The organism is Haladaptatus sp. DYSN1 (assembly GCF_029489995.1).
In the GTDB taxonomy this organism is placed as follows: domain Archaea; phylum Halobacteriota; class Halobacteria; order Halobacteriales; family Halococcaceae; genus QDMS2.
The window spans coordinates 2,879,953-2,896,199 of record NZ_CP120470.1 but is presented as its reverse complement, the minus strand read 5'-3'; the positions used below and the strand labels follow the sequence as shown (position 1 = coordinate 2,896,199).

At 48.2% G+C, this 16,247-nt stretch carries 13 protein-coding genes; 5 read left to right on the top strand and 8 right to left on the bottom strand.

What is annotated here, in order from left to right; all coding sequences use genetic code 11:
• Positions 1-133: 133 nt before the first annotated feature.
• A complete protein-coding gene (rfbB, locus tag P0648_RS15665; RefSeq protein ID WP_277504689.1) occupies positions 134-1,054 on the bottom strand; it encodes a dTDP-glucose 4,6-dehydratase in 921 nt (306 codons plus the stop codon).
• 52 nt (positions 1,055-1,106) lie between these two features.
• Here rfbB and P0648_RS15660 point away from each other — a divergent pair, with 52 nt between their 5' ends.
• Entirely contained in the window at positions 1,107-1,985 is an 879-nt protein-coding gene (locus P0648_RS15660) for an SDR family oxidoreductase (RefSeq protein WP_277504688.1), read from the top strand.
• A 185-nt stretch (positions 1,986-2,170) separates the two neighbouring features.
• Here the strand turns inward: P0648_RS15660 and P0648_RS15655 are convergent, their stop codons facing one another.
• From P0648_RS15655 to P0648_RS15635, 5 genes are all read right to left on the bottom strand, one after another.
• Positions 2,171-3,244, bottom strand: a complete 1,074-nt coding sequence (locus P0648_RS15655) for a glucose-1-phosphate thymidylyltransferase (RefSeq protein ID WP_277504686.1) — start codon at positions 3,242-3,244, stop codon at positions 2,171-2,173.
• Positions 3,241-3,705 carry a dTDP-4-dehydrorhamnose 3,5-epimerase family protein gene (locus P0648_RS15650; protein WP_277505882.1) on the bottom strand — a complete coding sequence of 155 codons (465 nt, stop codon included), beginning with the start codon at positions 3,703-3,705 and terminating at the stop codon, positions 3,241-3,243. The genes P0648_RS15655 and P0648_RS15650 overlap by 4 nt, the downstream gene beginning before the upstream one ends.
• Positions 3,706-3,759: 54 nt before the next feature.
• The gene (locus P0648_RS15645; protein ID WP_277504683.1) at positions 3,760-4,515 is read right to left on the bottom strand and encodes a hypothetical protein; all 756 of its coding nucleotides are present in this window, start codon (positions 4,513-4,515) and stop codon (positions 3,760-3,762) included.
• Between the two features lie 98 nt (positions 4,516-4,613).
• Positions 4,614-6,077, bottom strand: a complete 1,464-nt coding sequence (locus tag P0648_RS15640) for a glycosyltransferase domain-containing protein (protein ID WP_277504682.1) — start codon at positions 6,075-6,077, stop codon at positions 4,614-4,616.
• 66 nt (positions 6,078-6,143) lie between these two features.
• A complete protein-coding gene (locus tag P0648_RS15635) occupies positions 6,144-7,616 on the bottom strand; it encodes a lipopolysaccharide biosynthesis protein (protein WP_277504680.1) in 1,473 nt (490 codons plus the stop codon).
• A 244-nt stretch (positions 7,617-7,860) separates the two neighbouring features.
• Between P0648_RS15635 and P0648_RS15630 the strand changes: the two genes are divergently transcribed.
• Together P0648_RS15630 and asnB (P0648_RS15625) are read left to right on the top strand one after the other, a co-directional pair.
• On the top strand, positions 7,861-8,763 hold the full coding sequence (locus P0648_RS15630) for a glycosyltransferase family 2 protein (protein ID WP_277504679.1): 903 nt from the start codon (positions 7,861-7,863) through the stop codon (positions 8,761-8,763).
• Positions 8,763-10,610, top strand: a complete 1,848-nt coding sequence (gene asnB / locus P0648_RS15625) for an asparagine synthase (glutamine-hydrolyzing) (protein WP_277504677.1) — start codon at positions 8,763-8,765, stop codon at positions 10,608-10,610. The genes P0648_RS15630 and asnB (P0648_RS15625) overlap by 1 nt, the downstream gene beginning before the upstream one ends.
• On the opposite strand, the gene P0648_RS15620 is transcribed toward asnB (P0648_RS15625), so the two are convergent.
• Positions 10,600-11,655, bottom strand: coding sequence for a glycosyltransferase (locus P0648_RS15620; protein ID WP_277504674.1), 1,056 nt, complete (start codon positions 11,653-11,655; stop codon positions 10,600-10,602). The genes asnB (P0648_RS15625) and P0648_RS15620 overlap by 11 nt on opposite strands.
• Before the next feature lie 129 nt (positions 11,656-11,784).
• Here P0648_RS15620 and asnB (P0648_RS15615) point away from each other — a divergent pair, with 129 nt between their 5' ends.
• Both asnB (P0648_RS15615) and P0648_RS15610 read left to right on the top strand, forming a co-directional pair.
• Entirely contained in the window at positions 11,785-13,659 is a 1,875-nt protein-coding gene (asnB, locus tag P0648_RS15615) for an asparagine synthase (glutamine-hydrolyzing) (protein WP_277504673.1), read from the top strand.
• A 37-nt stretch (positions 13,660-13,696) separates the two neighbouring features.
• On the top strand, positions 13,697-14,965 hold the full coding sequence (locus tag P0648_RS15610) for a hypothetical protein (protein ID WP_277504672.1): 1,269 nt from the start codon (positions 13,697-13,699) through the stop codon (positions 14,963-14,965).
• Between the two features lie 155 nt (positions 14,966-15,120).
• On the opposite strand, the gene P0648_RS15605 is transcribed toward P0648_RS15610, so the two are convergent.
• Positions 15,121-16,239 carry a glycosyltransferase family 4 protein gene (locus P0648_RS15605; RefSeq protein WP_277504671.1) on the bottom strand — a complete coding sequence of 373 codons (1,119 nt, stop codon included), beginning with the start codon at positions 16,237-16,239 and terminating at the stop codon, positions 15,121-15,123.
• Positions 16,240-16,247 lie beyond the last annotated feature (8 nt).

The window sequence follows — 16,247 nt, the reverse complement described above, 5'->3', positions numbered from 1 at the left end:
CTCAATTCTATCGCTTCAATACCTAATAGTTTTTCAGACAAAATATTGATCGGACTGTATACCTTGCTAATAAGACTTGTATTCAAGTGCGCAACCTTGGAGAATCGGCCTTCCGATTCATTATCGATTTCACTCAGTGAGAGTGCCACTCAATCGTCTGTTTCAATCCTTCTTTGAATGACCACTTTGGTTCCCAGCCAAGCTTGTGCAGTTTGCTAGCATCAAGAGCATATCGTTGGTCGTGTCCGGGCCGATCCTCAACAAATTCAATCAGCTCTTCGCTGGCTCCAACTCCACCAATCACTGCTTTTGCAACCTCAATGTTTGTCCGCTCGAAACCGCTCCCGATATTATAAATCTCTCCAACTGAACCTTCCTTGCGAATCACTTCAATCGCGGCACAATTGTCTTCAACGTAGGTCCATTCTCGGACATTCGAACCGTCACCATAAATTGGGAGTGACTTGCCTTCATTGGCTCTGCGAATAAGCTTCGGAATGAGTTTCTCTTCGTGTTGTCGTGGCCCGTAATTGTTCGATGAACGAGTGATTTTCACTGGAACGTCGTGGGTTGTGTAGTAGCTACGCGCGAGCATGTCTGCCCCTGCTTTCGTCGCTGAGTATGGATTACGCGGGTTGAGTGCATCGTCCTCCGTGAACTCTCCTTCGACGATCTGACCATACACCTCATCAGTTGAAATCTGGATAAATTCCTCAACACCGTGTTCGACAGCTGAATCTAATAGCGTCTGTGTACCCTGGACGTTTGTTGTTACGAATGGAGATGCACCGTTAATCGATCGATCGACGTGTGATTCAGCAGCGAAATTCACTACCACGTCTGCCGGTTCAATTAGTTCTGACACGAGTTGTGCATCTGTGATATCTCCTTCTACGAACTCGAGCCGATCTGTCTCTACACCGTTCAAATTCTCTCGGCTTCCGGCGTAAGTGAGTGCGTCTAAGACGGTTACTTCAGCATCAGAATTTTCGAGAACATAGTGGATATAATTGGAGCCAATGAATCCCGCGCCCCCCGTGACGAGTATTCGCATATTTCTATCTTCTTACCGGTAGCCATTTAGATTACGCTATCCAGTTTCCGGCATGCATCTGCTCGTCACTGGAGCAAATGGGCTGCTCGGGAGCAATATCGTTTCTTATGGACTTGAATCGGGTCACGAGGTCACCGCTACTTATCATAGAACAAAGCCCGAATTGGAGTGCGAGTGTCTCCAATTAGATGTTACGGAGGACAATTCGATTGAAGAAATTCTTGACTCCAAGAACCCAGATGTTGTGTTCAACTGTGCTGCGATGACCGATGTCGATGGGTGTGAAACCCTCCCCGAAAAAGCTCACGCAGCTAATGCAGCCGCTCCAAAGAAAATCAGTCTCGAAACAAAGCAACGAGACATCTCATTTGTTCATTTCTCAACTGATTATGTCTTTGAAGGGATGGCTTCGACCCCGTACAAACCCGAAGCTCAAACGGACCCGCTTCAGGTGTATGGCGAGACGAAGCTGGCAGGGGAACTAGCTGTCCTCAAAAACAACGAGTCTGCGATAGTTGCTCGCCTCTCGTTCGTCTATGGTCGACATGGTGCAACAAGTGATGTCGAAGGGTTTCCAGCATGGATTTCTAGGCAATTAGAAAACGGTGAAGAAACGCCATTATTTACCGACCAACACGTCACGCCAACACGCGCAGGACAAGCTGCACACAGTGTGTTCGAACTCATTGAAGCTGGGGCAAGCGGGCTCGTACACATTGCAAGTCGATCCTGTGTTACTCCCTTCTACTTTGGCACATTGATTGCCGAAGTACAGGGAAGGGCTCCAAATATTTTCACCGAAGAGTCGATGAATGAACTTAACCGACCTGCTGCTCGGCCTCGGTACAGTTGTCTCGATGTGTCCGACCTCGAAGCTACGCTTGGACGGAAGCAACCCACACTGGATGAAGATTTACGCGAGATTTTCTGAACTATCCTATCCGATATTCGGTGCGGTTAGTTTCGTAGTGCTCTTGCGCACTTTCTGGCAAGTCTTCGAACCGGAGTACGTGTTTGCAATCCAGACCGGGGCATTTCAGCACTCGGTGTGACTCGAGCACGTTGGCAGCAACGATAGTTCTACAATCGGGACAGCTGAGCGTTTCAATTCGCATTTTACAATTTGAGTTTTGAATTCTCGCCAATTACGAGACGGCGGCCTTCGGGAAGGTCGTCGTCTGCACTTCCAACCTGTGCACCACGTCCAATGAGGCTATCAACAATCCGACCACCAGACGTAATCTCAGACTTTCCAATGACGACGCTGTTCTCAACATGGGTTCTGGTGATTGTGCAGTCCCTGCCAATCGATGTGTACGGTCCAATGTAGGTACCAGCGCTGATAACCGTGTTCGCGTCGATGCTCACGGGACCGCGGACAACCGCTCCTGCTTTGATTGAGGCGGTTTCAGCAAGGTCAACGTGGCCTGTCACATCTGCATTCGATTCTACTGTCCCCTCCCGCGAACCAGGCTTGCTTTCGAGGACGAGCCGATTTGCGTCGAGGATGTCTTCTGGTCTCCCGGTGTCTTTCCACCAACCTTCGACGACGTGAGAGTCAATCGAACACCCATCGTCGATGAGCGATTGAATCGCGTCTGTAATTTCGAGTTCTCCTCTCCAGGATGGCTCTAACCGTGCAATTGCGTCGAATACCTTCGGAGAGAAAACGTAGATGCCAATGAGTGCGAGATCACTTGGTGGTTCGTCTGGCTTCTCAACAAGCTCTTTGACTGTCCCATTTTCGTCAACGGATGCGATACCAAATTGGTGCGGATTGTCGACGTGCTGGAGCGCGATTCCAGCGTCGAAGTTCCCAGATTCGAAACTCTTGACGAATTCTTCGATACCCTGCTTGAGGATGTTATCTCCGAGGTACATCACGAAGTCATCATCGCCAACAAATTCTTCTGCACAGCCGGCAGCGTGAGCGAGTCCGAGTGGCGAACCCTGAATAATATAGGTGATTTCAACGTCGAGATTCGAACCGTCGCCGAGAAACGCTTGAATCTCCTCTCTGCCTATTTCACCGAGAATCACGCCGATTTCTGTGATGCCTGCTTCACGCAAGTCCTCGATGCAGTACTGGAGCACTGCTTTGTTTGCGACTGGGACGAGCTGCTTTGGCCCGGTGTGAGTGATGGGTCGAAGACGTGAACCTGTTCCTCCTGCAAGAACGATTCCTTTCATGCGTGCGGCTCTTCGTCCCAGTCTAACGGAATTTCATCCGTATCATACGGAAGTCGTTCTTCGTCTGGGTCTTCATAGTCGTAGAGGTTGGTCGGGAAATTGATGAGCATTGATTGCTCGTTTCCAATTACCTTGAAACCATGCCAGCAATCTCCAGGGATGCGAATGACCTGTTGGTTGTGTTCTCCGATGATGAACGTGTTTAACTCACCTGCAGTTTGTGAGTCCTCTCGATCGTCATAGATACCTACCTTGACACGGCCCTTGGGGCATACGAAGTGGTCGACTTGACCACGGTTGTGACGATGCCAGGCGCGGATTACGCCTGGATAGCTAATGGAGTAATATGATTGGGCTGGGGCTGGCTCATATATGTCCCAGTCCTTTCTGAAAATCTCTACAAGGTGGCCTCGTTCATCGGTATTGACTTGGAGGTCTTTCACTTCGACGCCATCAATCATCATTTAGGGTGTTTTTCAGAGAGCCTATTATTCTTTTTCTTAGATATAGTACTCTCACAAGAAGTTATCTCCCTCTTTCACACCGATTAAGACGAATATCTCATTATCCAAACAGAATTCTCGAGAGTCACTGTCTGCGACATTTGTCGCCACCACCTCATATCCTTTTTCGGACAAACTCTTCTTTACCTTTCTTTTGGGCGCCCCATAGAGGCCATGTGTTTCGACAATCACTATTCGCGGTTCGATTGTCATCTCTTCGAGTATCTCTATTTCAGCTCCTTCACAATCGAGAATGAGCGCATCACAATCGGGTAATTCTAGGGGAGCAACCACGTTTGCACCCCCATCTGCTCCGTAGAGAGAATGTGCGCTGGCAACTATCGCGTGGTTGATTTGAACGACTTCATTCACTGAATTATAACTAACCGTTTCTCTGACTTGCTCGAATGCTTGCTTCGCCCCTTCAAATGTATACACCCTACCGCTATCGGTCACTTGGAACGCTGCAGCGACAGTTGAAACACCCCACCCTCCTCCCACAATACATACATGGTCTCCTTCAGAAACGTAGTCTTGAATTCCTCGAATGATTGCTTCTTCATAATTCGGTCTATTGAATGACCGCCATGGGATGTACCTATCTCCCAATCGTGCTGCTTTTACAGGTACGTTATTATATTTCACTTCTTGTCGGGGAAGAAAGGGTCGAATGAATCTATTGTACCCGAAGTGAATACTTTTAACTGCAAGTCGAGAAATCCCCTTCTCTGAGTAGATTTTCTTCGCCCGTTCAATATCCGTCAACATAGAATATCAGAGACATACTTTTGCCCTAACTGTTCCGTTTACTCTATTCCTCCTCATTCCAATTACCTTGAACACCGTTTCCCTAGTTCTCCTACAATTTATTCTGGTTGCTTTCGAAACACTAAGAGGTTCTTTGGGACGTGAGAAAAGGTATCCACATCTATACGCTCACGTAATCGATCTCCAGTATCACTATCGTAAACAAACCCTCTCTTTTCGAACTTAGATTTCCAGTATCTTCGAGGCTGTTCGTTGACGTGATGCGTTCCCCCCTGTTCAGGCGGTGCCGCGGTCAAAACAACCGTTGAACCTGCTGTTGTTAACGTGTCAACAAAATTATCTGCATACCTCTCAGAAATGTGTTCTGCCACTTCAATACTTATCACTAAATCATACAACTCTTCGGTTGAAAACCTCTCGCGAAGGTCATGTATCTCGATTAACTCTGACGGGATAACAGCATGCTCTATAGCTGCGTTATTGCCCTCTACTCCTTTCACACGTATTCCATCTGTATAGAACGGTTCGAGATATGCTCCGATTGCACACCCGAAGTCAACAACGCTCTTCGGTTCGAATTCGTATTTGAAAACTTTGGCAATATGGTGGGCCTCGCTTCGAAACGGATCGTGTCGTCTCTTCTGATAATAATTTTCTTTATAAATCTGATTTGGCCCTAAAACACCGTATCTGTCGCCTATTTCTAAGACGTAGTCATAGATTGGTTTGAGAACATTCTGTTTTATCATAGCATTCGTTACGGTTAACGCCCCTTCCTCTTTTGCTTTTCTTGCCCCTTTCACCCCAAAATAGATTGTTGCATAATCAATCCGGCTCTCGTAGTTTCCACGCACTTGTATCCAATATTTCCAGAAAGGTTTCAACTTCGTTTGTGGGAGATGAGGGTGAAGTCGGAAGAACTCACTTCCTAAACGTGGTCCTTCCTCCATCTGGTAGTAATCGAAATCAAGTTTCCAGGAAATGTACGGGAGACTCAATTGGTCACGACCCGATTCGTTTTGGAGTTCTTTCCACCATGCCTCGGATAAAGCTTGAACATTGGTGTCATTATGATTCCGGAAGAGGATACTGTTTGCAGATAGACCGTAATGTTCAGGGAATCCCTCTTTCTTATATCGGGCTATCTGCCTTCGTATCCGCCTTTGATTCCCTTTTCCTCCTTCAATACAGGCTCTTGCCTCTTCATAAACACAATCTCGGAGATAGTGCTTTGGACAGGCAAACTTTGTACAAGAATACCTATCAACTAGCTCGGAAATATCTTTTGTAATCTGAATATTTCCGTCTATGTAGACACTATAATTATACCTCTGTAGTATATCGAATTTATGCGGTAGAATCTTCACTTTCCTGTTTTTTAGATTTGGAGAGTGGGCATTATCCTCGTATAGAACAAATGACCAAATATCAGACTTCAATGAAGGATTATCAGTAAAGCAAAGGTAGTCGATATTTTCATTTGGTACCTTTGGATCATGGAGGTAGTCATAGTCCTCGAAAATTGCGGTATATACTACGATCTTCTTCTGATTTTGACTCATGGTTTGTTAGCGAATGAAATTATAATCCTTCTTGAAGTGACTTCTTCATTTCTTGTTTCCAATGAATCAGCTTATAAGCTCAGCAAGCAAACTTCGACCCTGAAATTGATAAACTGATGCCAATATGATTGTATAAACTCCTATTCCGCAAAATACAGCTGCTACGATATGCATGAGCGTAGGCGCAACAATAATCGAAACAGGTACCATCATTATTGCTGTTGCGACTGCAGCCGGGAGCAGGTGTTCAATAAAGTCTGAAACCTTCGCTTGTGTTATCTCTTTAGACTTAAACGCCCAGATGGGAAGGGCACTCCCCATTCCGAGTGTGATTGCAAGAGCCGTTCCAGTAATCCCCCAGCGTGAAGTTAACGGGGCAATTGAAACGATGATAGTTATTACTCTAACAAGGTTCATTCTGAAGTCCCAATGAGGGCTTCCATAGCCTTGAAACAACACCCCTCCTGTTTTCCCATAGGCCCGAAACAACCCTGCAATCGCCATTATCTGCATAGCTGGTACCATCTCAATCCATTTATCCCCAAGTGCAAATTCCGTGAATTCCGGTGCGACAAGGATAATCCCGATTGCCATTGGCAAGCCGATTACAGATGTTAGACCGAACATTCGTAGATATGCTTTTTTGAGTCTGTTCTTGTCATCTTGAAGCTTCGAAAAGAGGGGCAATGACACGCTTGCGATTGTTTGCGTAACCTCCGTGGCTGGTGCATTTGAAAGTCGGAATGCCATTTGATAAAGGCCGAGTGCTCCGGCAGATAAGTACCAGCCAACGAATGCATCGTCACCTGACGTCGCCATGAACGTCACTAATGAAGTGACCCAAATCCATTTCCCAAAAGTGAGCATTTCTTTGGCCTTTTCTGTCTTAAACGCGAGTTTTGGACGGTAAGAGTGTAGTAGATACGAGGCTATTACTTTCACAACGCCAGATAACAAGAGACCTACTACCAGGGCCCAAACGCTTTGCCAGATCAATGCAGCGGTGATTGTTACTACAACATCAACAATTGACTTACTAAAATTGAATATGTATTCTTTATAAAATTCCAATTCTTTTTGGAAATAGACTGTGGCTGGGTTTATTAGAGAATCTAAGATAACTGAAATCCCTATCACTTGAATTACGGGCCCTGCAAGGGGCTCGCGAAAAACATCTGCAATGAATGGTGCGGTGACAAATACAGCAGCGAAAATACAAAGACCTCTAAATAAGTTTATACTCCATGCTGTATCTAAGTATTCGTCAATGTTCTCTTCCTTTTGTTGAATCAAAGCCGTATTTAGTCCTAATTGGGTCAACTGCCATAGCATCATTTTGGTCAGCAACGCGATTCCAAGGATTCCAAAAGAGGCTGGGGCTAAGATATTGCCAAGTATGAGTAATTTGAAAATCTGAAGGCCACGGTCACTGACGTTCAGAAACCCTGCCCAAAACCCACTATGAAGTGCTTTCTGACGTAGACTGTCCCCAGGTGACTTGACCAAATTAATAAACTGAGACAAACCGTCTTGGGTCACTATTCACTACTGGAAGTCGACGCAGTATTAAAGTATATATTGTAGTCTTCTAATTCTAATTATATATACAATAGTAGAACTTCCTGACTGGTACCTGAATTTGGATATTAACTTGTGGCATGAGTTGAATTGTTTAAAATTTATATTCAACCACATTAGTTTCTTTTTCAAAGAAGCCCTTCAATGATTGATAAAATGCTATGTAGGACCACTCCTGACTATTATCTAATCAAGCATTACTAGCATGGACTCTTTTATCTCACCTTCTGTTGCAATTGTTTTGTTGAATTGGAATAATTACAATGACACAGCTGAGTGTCTCTATTCGCTCCAAAACCTCGATTATTCGAACTACCACATTTACGTTGCAGATAATGGCTCTACAGATGGCTCTGCCGAGCGACTGGCAGAAGAGTTTCCTTGGTGTGAGGTAATTTTCAACAATGAAAATCTTGGATTTGCCGCAGGTAATAATAGAGCCATTGACCAAGCGCTTGAGCAAGGATTTGACTATATCTTACTACTCAACAACGATACCATCGTGAAACCTGATTTCTTAAAGCCTCTGGTAAAGACAGGTGAGCGTTACGATGATGTTGTCATCGTTGGCGGAGTGATAAGGGATGAGGCAGAGAATGTCTGGTCAGCAGGAGGGAGTTTTAAATCGTGGACACTACGCCTAGAACATGAGACAAGTCCAAGCACTTCTGAATATGAGACAAGATTTGTATCCGGTGCGATGATGCTCATCGATGCGGCGTTCCTCAAAGGTGTTGGCGGGCTAAACGAATCGTATTTCTTCGGGATGGAAGATGAAGAAATTGCTTGGCTCGCGAGACAGCAAGAAAATCGGTTGATGATTAATCCGAAGTCACAAATCCAGCACAAAGTAGGTCAATCATCGAGTGAACACAGTCCTTTTCGATATTACCACGACGCACGAAATCGATTGGCGTTTGCGACTAAGAATCTACCAATTCAACGGCGATTGTTTTTCTACCTTTTCTTCACGGTAACACGGATGCTCCGTTTCGTCGAATGGACTTTTAAAGGGAAAGTAGAGTTGATCTATGCGACAATTGTTGGTGTTGTCGATTGGCTTTGGAACAAACCTTTTAGACGGGTTGACCAATTCGGAGGAATCTGATGTGTGGAATCGGTGGAAAACTCTCATTTGACACTTCGCCTGAGGACAAACTCGGAGAACTGATGGCCTCACGTATGGCTCACCGAGGCCCAGATGCATCTGGAATCTACGCAACTGGACCTGCACTCCTCGCACACCGCCGACTCAGCATTCTTGACCTCAGCGAAGCTGGGCGACAACCAATGTCAAATGAGGACGAAACCGTTCACATCGTATTCAACGGTGAAATCTATAATTATCGCGAACTCAAAGAACGCGTCTCTGACTTCTCATTCACGTCCGAAACGGACACTGAAATCTTACTCCATCTGTACGAGAAGTTTGGAACCGAATGCCTCCAATATCTTCGGGGAATGTTCGCCTTTGTCGTCTGGGACGAGAATAAAGAACGTCTATTCCTAGCTCGTGACCGCCTCGGGCAAAAACCGCTCTTTTATCGACATAGTGATGACTCCTTCTGGTTTGGGTCGACAATTAAAGCAATTCTCGCAGACAATGAAGTTGAAGCAACGCCGGATCTTAAAGCTATTCGAAGTTACCTCAACTATCAGTACGTCCCTCATCCAAAAACCGGCTTTGAGGGTATCAATCAACTTCGCCCTGGCGAGTATGCAATCGTCACTGAGGACGGAATGAAAAAGGCAGCCTACTGGTCGCTTTCGTACGAAAATCAGTTTAGCTCTTCGCCATCGATAATCGCAGAGCAACTCCGAACGAAACTTCGAGAGGCAACAAAACTCCGGATGCGAAGCGACGTCCCGGTAGGTGTTTTCCTCTCTGGTGGAATCGATTCTTCTATTGTGACTGCTTTGATGGCTGACATCGCAGACGAACCGGTTCAGACGTACTCGATTGGGTTCGATGAAAAGGAATTCAATGAACTCGAATTTGCTCGAGAAGTGGCCTCAGCGTACGACACTGAGCATCACGAATATACGGTCACTCCCGATTCATTAGAAGTCCTCCCTGAAATCGTCAACCACTACGAAATGCCGTTTGGTGACCCATCTGCTCTCCCTACCTATTACGTTTCCGAGGTCGCCTCTCAGGATATCACGGTCGTCTTGGGTGGGGATGCAGGCGATGAAAACTTCGCTGGATACGATCGGTACACTCGTGACTATCTTGTTTCAAATTTAAATCGCACTCCGAATTTGCTTCGCTCTGCGGGGGTGAAAGCACTTAATCAGCTACCTGAACCGATTCGCCAACAGAAACTCTTCCACTACGCTCGACGAGCACTCGAAATCGCTGATGAGGATGGCGCAAAGCGGTATGCACGGTTCATCTGTCATGCACTCGATGAGCACACAGACCGCGTGTGGAACGGCCCAGTGCCTACAGACGAACTCACGCTCTTTCGACAACACCTCGCAGAATCTGACGGGCAGACACGGCTCGATCGCTTGATGCACCTCGATATACAAACCTATCTCCCTGATGACCTCTTGGTCAAAGTCGACCGCGCGAGTATGGCTCATTCGCTCGAAGTTCGCTCTCCGTTCCTCGACCACGAACTCGTTGAATTTGCTGCCCGGATACCATCGAAGTATAAATTCCGTCGCGGCGAGAAAAAGTGGATACTGAAACGAGCGTTCGATGATGCCCTGCCTGATTCGGTCATCAACCGGAAAAAACAGGGATTCGGCGTCCCGATTAACGAATGGTTCCGAGGTGAACTCCGTGAGTTCTCGTCTGAGAAGTTAGAGCGACTTGGCACTCGTGACCCCTTCGATGCTCATGGTCTCAAAGAACAGTTTATCGAGCATCAAAGTGGGATTGATCACGGCTATCGCATCTGGGATCTCGTGCTACTCGAAGAGTGGTACGAGCAATTTATTGACTGAATCGTCGATAGACCGAACAGTACTCCTCGACCATCACTTCGAGACTGAACGACTCACTCGCTCGCTGGTTTGCATTTTCACCTAATTTCGATCCCAGACCCTCGTCCGATAAGAGTCGATTTATCGCCGCTCCAATCGCAGCTGAGTCCCCAACTGGGATGTGCAGCCCCTGTTTTTCGTCGCTTATTAGTTCAGCACATCCGTCGACTGGAGTAGTGATAATCGGCAATCCTGCACACATCGCTTCGAGGAGTGCCCCCGGAAGTCCTTCGTAGTACGACGGGAAGACGAATAGGTCGAACAACGCTAAGAGTTCGGGAACGTCGTGCCGGCTTCCAAGGAGGTGTACTGAATCGCTTATACCTAGTTCTTCCGTTTGCCGTTCGAGAGCTTCGCGTTCTGGCCCTTCGCCAACAAGTACTAACTGTGAGTCGGGGTGTTCATTCTGAACTGTGGGCCACGCGGCAATCAGGTCGAGGTGGCCTTTTCGCTTGACTAAGCGACCAACAGTTCCTACCACAGGCCCTTGGGGAATCCCAACCGTTTGTCGATACCTTGCTGGGATAGCGACGTTGTACCCATCGATATCTCGTCCATTTCGGACGACATTGACTACTTCACGATTTGCTCCGCGATCGATTATCCATTCAGCGCCGGCTTCAGAATTTGAGATAATGAAATCCGAAAGGAAGAGTGTGGCACGGTCTATGAGCTCTCGGTGGGGCGACATCGAATTGGGGACCTCACGGACACCGGTGATGACTGTCGTTTCTGGAGCGGCGAGACCGACAAGCCGCGCGAGTACATTATCGAAATAGAGGAACGATTGAAGAATCTCGGGCCTTTCTGCGCGAAGTTCTTTCATGAGACGCAACGGAACGCGAATGTCGGTTTTACTCGACGCTTCGAGTGAGCGAACGGGAATCTCGTCTGGAATCTCACTGGCTAATGGACCGGGGTCGGCGATAGTCCAGACCACCGGTGCAAACTGTGTTCGGTCAAGTCCTGTGACGAGGTCAACGAGCGTACGTTCTGTTCCACCCACTCGCAACTCCCCAATAAGATACCATACAGCCGTTCGATCTGTCACTTCTGGGAGATACCGATGCGAACATCATAGATTTTCGGAATTCATACCCAATCTACTAATCAAATCTCTCTAAAGTACCATTCAATGTGTGGCATCGCCGGGTTGTTTACGCCTACCGGCCCTCGGGAAAGCGTCCTCAAGCGGATGAACGAATGCCTGGTTCATCGCGGTCCCGATGACACAGGGATTCATATCGACGGGCCAGTTGGATTGGCACATCGGCGACTCTCTATCATCGACCCTGAGGCAGGCTCGCAGCCAATCTTCAACGAAGACCGGACCATCTCGATTGTATTCAACGGAGAGATTTATAACTACAAAGCATTGAGAGACTCTCTCTCCGGGCACGATTTTGAGACCAATACGGACACCGAGGTTCTCGTCCATCTGTACGAAGAGCATGGCCCTTCGTTCGTTCAATATCTGGAGGGGATGTTCGCGTTTGCACTGTGGGACAGTGGCGCTGAGAAACTCTTTCTCGCACGTGACCCGATGGGAATCAAACCGCTGGTCTATGCCACCGATGGAACTTGGTTGTCGTTTGCCTCGGAGCTATCAGCCCTGTATGAGTCTGGGGTAACTCTGGGCGGTCTTGATGAGGCTGCTCTCAAACAGTATCTCGTATTTGGATTCGTTCCGACGCCGAAAACTGCTTTCGAGAATGCTTGGAAGATTCCACCCGGTACGATGATTTCCGTGTCCGAGTCTGGTCTAGACCACTGGCAGTTCTATCGGCCCTCCATTGTGACCAACGACCTCGGGTTTCAAGAAGCGGCATCCGAACTTCGAGATCGAATCGAAACGGCAGTCGAGCGACGACTTATGAGTGATGTCCCACTTGGGGCATTTCTCTCTGGGGGTATCGACTCGAGTATCATCGTTGGCGTGATGGCAGATATGCTTTCGGAACCCGTCAAGACGTTTACTGTAGGTTTCGAGGAATCTGTATTTGACGAATCGTGGGCCGCTCAGGAGGTTGCAGAGTATCACAACACAGACCATCACACCTATACGGTAACTCCAGATGACGTCCGCAGCCTCATTCCATCTGTATTGGACCGATTGGGAGAGCCGTTCGCTGACCCGTCTCTATTGCCGACCTACGTCGTCGCCCGTGAAACGTCTCAAGAAGTGACTGTGGCACTATCTGGTGACGGGGCAGACGAGCTGTTTGCCGGCTACGAAAAATATCGCGGTGAGTACGTCTCTGGCTACTACCGTGCGCTGCCCGCATCCATCCGAACCAACGTTATCGAGCCAGTGGTCCACTCTCTCCCCACGCGCCGCAACTCGAAACTCGGCGAGGCTACTCGGAAAGTTGAGAAATTCCTTCGAGCAGGTGAGCCAGACCTGATAAATCGGCATCTCGGTTGGCTTCGTCATCCTGACGGAATCGCGCTCGAAACGATTGGAAACGATGCAATCGAGCGTTCACGAGGCCGTCTTGTCGAAGCCCATGAAGAGGTAGACTCGTGGTATGACGCCACCGAGTTCCAGCGCATGCTTGCCGTGGATACTCGATTTGTTCTTCCGAATCAGATGCTTCGCAAAGTGGACCAGGCGACGATGTACAATTCTCTTGAAGCGCGCGTTCCGTTTTTAGACACTGCAGTTGTCGAGTTCGCCCTTTCGCTGCCGCAATCGTATAAAATCACACCTCGAACTCGAAAGCGCGTCCTCCGTCACGCATTTTCCGACGTACTACCACAGAAAATAGAGAAACGTGGCAAACAGGGATTCGATATGCCAATCGGAGAATGGTTTCGCGGACCGATGGCTCAAGAGTTCCGTATCACAATATGTGATGACCCCACTGACCTCCTCGAAATTGCTGACATTCTCTCTGTTTTTGAAGAGCACCGTAATGGCTCCCATGACCACGAAAAATTCCTCTGGAACGTGTACGTCTATGCGCGATGGGCAAAACGAATGGCTGATCGAGGGCTAATCGAGACGTAACCGTCCCATATTTACAATCCCAATTAGAGTTTGAAGTATGCAACTGGGGAATCTACTTTCGCCAGGAATCGCGACGGCTATCGTTGCGGTAATTCTTGTCTTTTCGTACGTTGCACGCCACGTGGATGATGCACACTTCCATAAACTAGGCACACTTGCTCTATGTGGGCACTTTTTCGTTGCTCTTGTGGTATTGCCGCTGTTACCGTACAAGTGGGATATTGACAAATTCCATAATTATGCAGTAGATATCATGACTGGGGTCCCGGTAGATCCCAATCCCACCGTCAATTCCTTTGCAGGCTTTCAATCATTGGTTTACACAGCTTTCGGAGCCAATCCTACGATAATCGCGCTCATTAATGGGTTACTTGCGGTACTAATCTCACTCCCTATTATCTATCTGGCTCGCCGTCTTTACCCAGGACTGGAATCGAGAGGCGGAGTGTTCGCTGCAATCTTGTTCTTCCCACTCCCCTTCCTATTTCTCACCATCCCGATGCGCGATGCGCTCAATGCGATAATCTTCTTCTCTCTTCTTGCGATTATTGTCAGAGCGTACGATACCAGAAACACTGCACTCGCTCTACCGGCGATACCACTCTTCGGGATGCTTGCACTGCTCCGCCCAGAATTAGCATTCATCACGCTCGGAGGAACTGGAGCGAGTGCGTTTGTGGTGGCTCTTGATCGAATTGCGAAGAAGCCTCTTCAAACAACCTCGCTATCCGCACTGTTTGGCGTAGTCGGACTGATATTGATTTGGCTTGTTGGTCCTAAGTTGCCTATCGCTGAAATGCAGGGGCGACTGCTACACCGAACATCAGGTGGTGCCGCGTATCTTGAAGGCATGACCTACGATTCGTGGGTTGACCTTATTCTCGTCACCCCGACAAGAGCGCTCTATTTCCAATTCGCACCGTTTCCGCTCCATGTTTCGAGTGCATTCGACCTTCTTGGCGCTGTCATGACTCCTCTTCTCATCATTCTCGCCGTCGCTGGCTATCGCTCTGCTCGAGCATGGGAAACTGACCGAAGTATCCTTGTCGGCCTCACGACCACATACCTGCTCGGCATCGTCGGATACGGGTTAATCGACTCGAATTTTGGGACGACGATTCGCCACCGCATTCCATTCACGTTCTTACTCGTCGTCTTCGCAGCACCCGTTATCGAGCGCTGGGCTTCGTCATTCCGTAATTGGGTCAGTCAGCGACCACGTGACTACAACGGTCACGACGAACAACAGCGCAAAACTGAGAAACTTGATTGCGGCGTTGGTATTCGAACGGAAAACGCTGACTAAACTCACGAGGAGTATGAGAGCGATGATTCCCTCCTGGACACGAGTATTCGTCACCAAACCCACAATCGCTGAGTGCTGGAACCAGCGACGAATCTGTGCCACCATGCCATAGAGCCGCGAGTTCTGTACAATTTCGAGAACCCCCATTTGGTGCTTCATTTCTCGGTGATGGTGTTGTCTTTATCGGAAAGTGCCTCGAGTACGCTCGTTGTCTGAGACGTCGTATCCTCCCATGAAAGACCTTTGTCTAAGAGTTTCTCGGGATTGTATTCTCTCTCAAGCACCCGTTCGAGTGCAGCGCTAAATCCGGCCACATCACCGACTGGAACGGTTTCTCCACCGCCTTCTATAACTGGAGCGACTTGCTCAAGATTACTGACTACGACAGGGACGCCCGAGGCAAGACTCTCTAAGACCGTACGAGGGAGCCCTTCGGCACGACTCGTCAGTAGCAGGATGTCTGCACTCCGATAGATCTGTGGCATCTCGTCGTACGGGACGTGACCGAGGAATGTTACTGCGTCTGAGATTCCTATCTCTGCTGCTCGCCGTTCGAGTGACTCTCGAAGCGGCCCTTCTCCACAGAAGTACAACTCCACGTCAGCGCCATCTTCTCGGAGTCGTGCAATTGCATCAAGCGCATCCTGTGGCCGCTTTCCTTCGACGAGCCTTCCAACAAACAATACAACGGTTCTCTCTGTCGAAACGAGGTCGCTCGTTGGCCCCTCTGGCGTGAACCGCTCTTGATCGATTCCGTTCGACACGACTGCGATGTCTGTATCCACCCCGAATCGCCGAACCCGCTCTTTGTCTTCTTCTGTATAGCAGAAAACGACGTCTGCCTGATTGAACGTCCATCGGCCAATGGTGTGGAGATAGCCATCGAAGAGCCATTCGGGGGCGTTCTGTGAGTAGAGTCCATGATTAGTAATCGCGAGTGGCGTCTCGTCCATCGCTCGATTGAGCGCTGCGAGATTCGTCGAGAAATATAGATGGGAATGTGCATGGACCACATCGAAATCATCTGCCTTGTATAATATTTGAGCGACCCCAGAAGATACCGTATTCCCAAGTAGCTCAACCGTTGGGTCAACTCTGCGTATTGTATACCCGTCTTTCTCCTCCCGTTTTGGTAGAGTTGGGTCCTGTCGAATCGTCACAACCGTCACGTCGTGGCCCATCTCTGCTTGGTCTCGACTCATAGCGTGGACGTGATATGGACCCCCACCTACGACATCAGGATAGAGCTTTTGGGCGACACGTAGAATCTTCATACAACTAT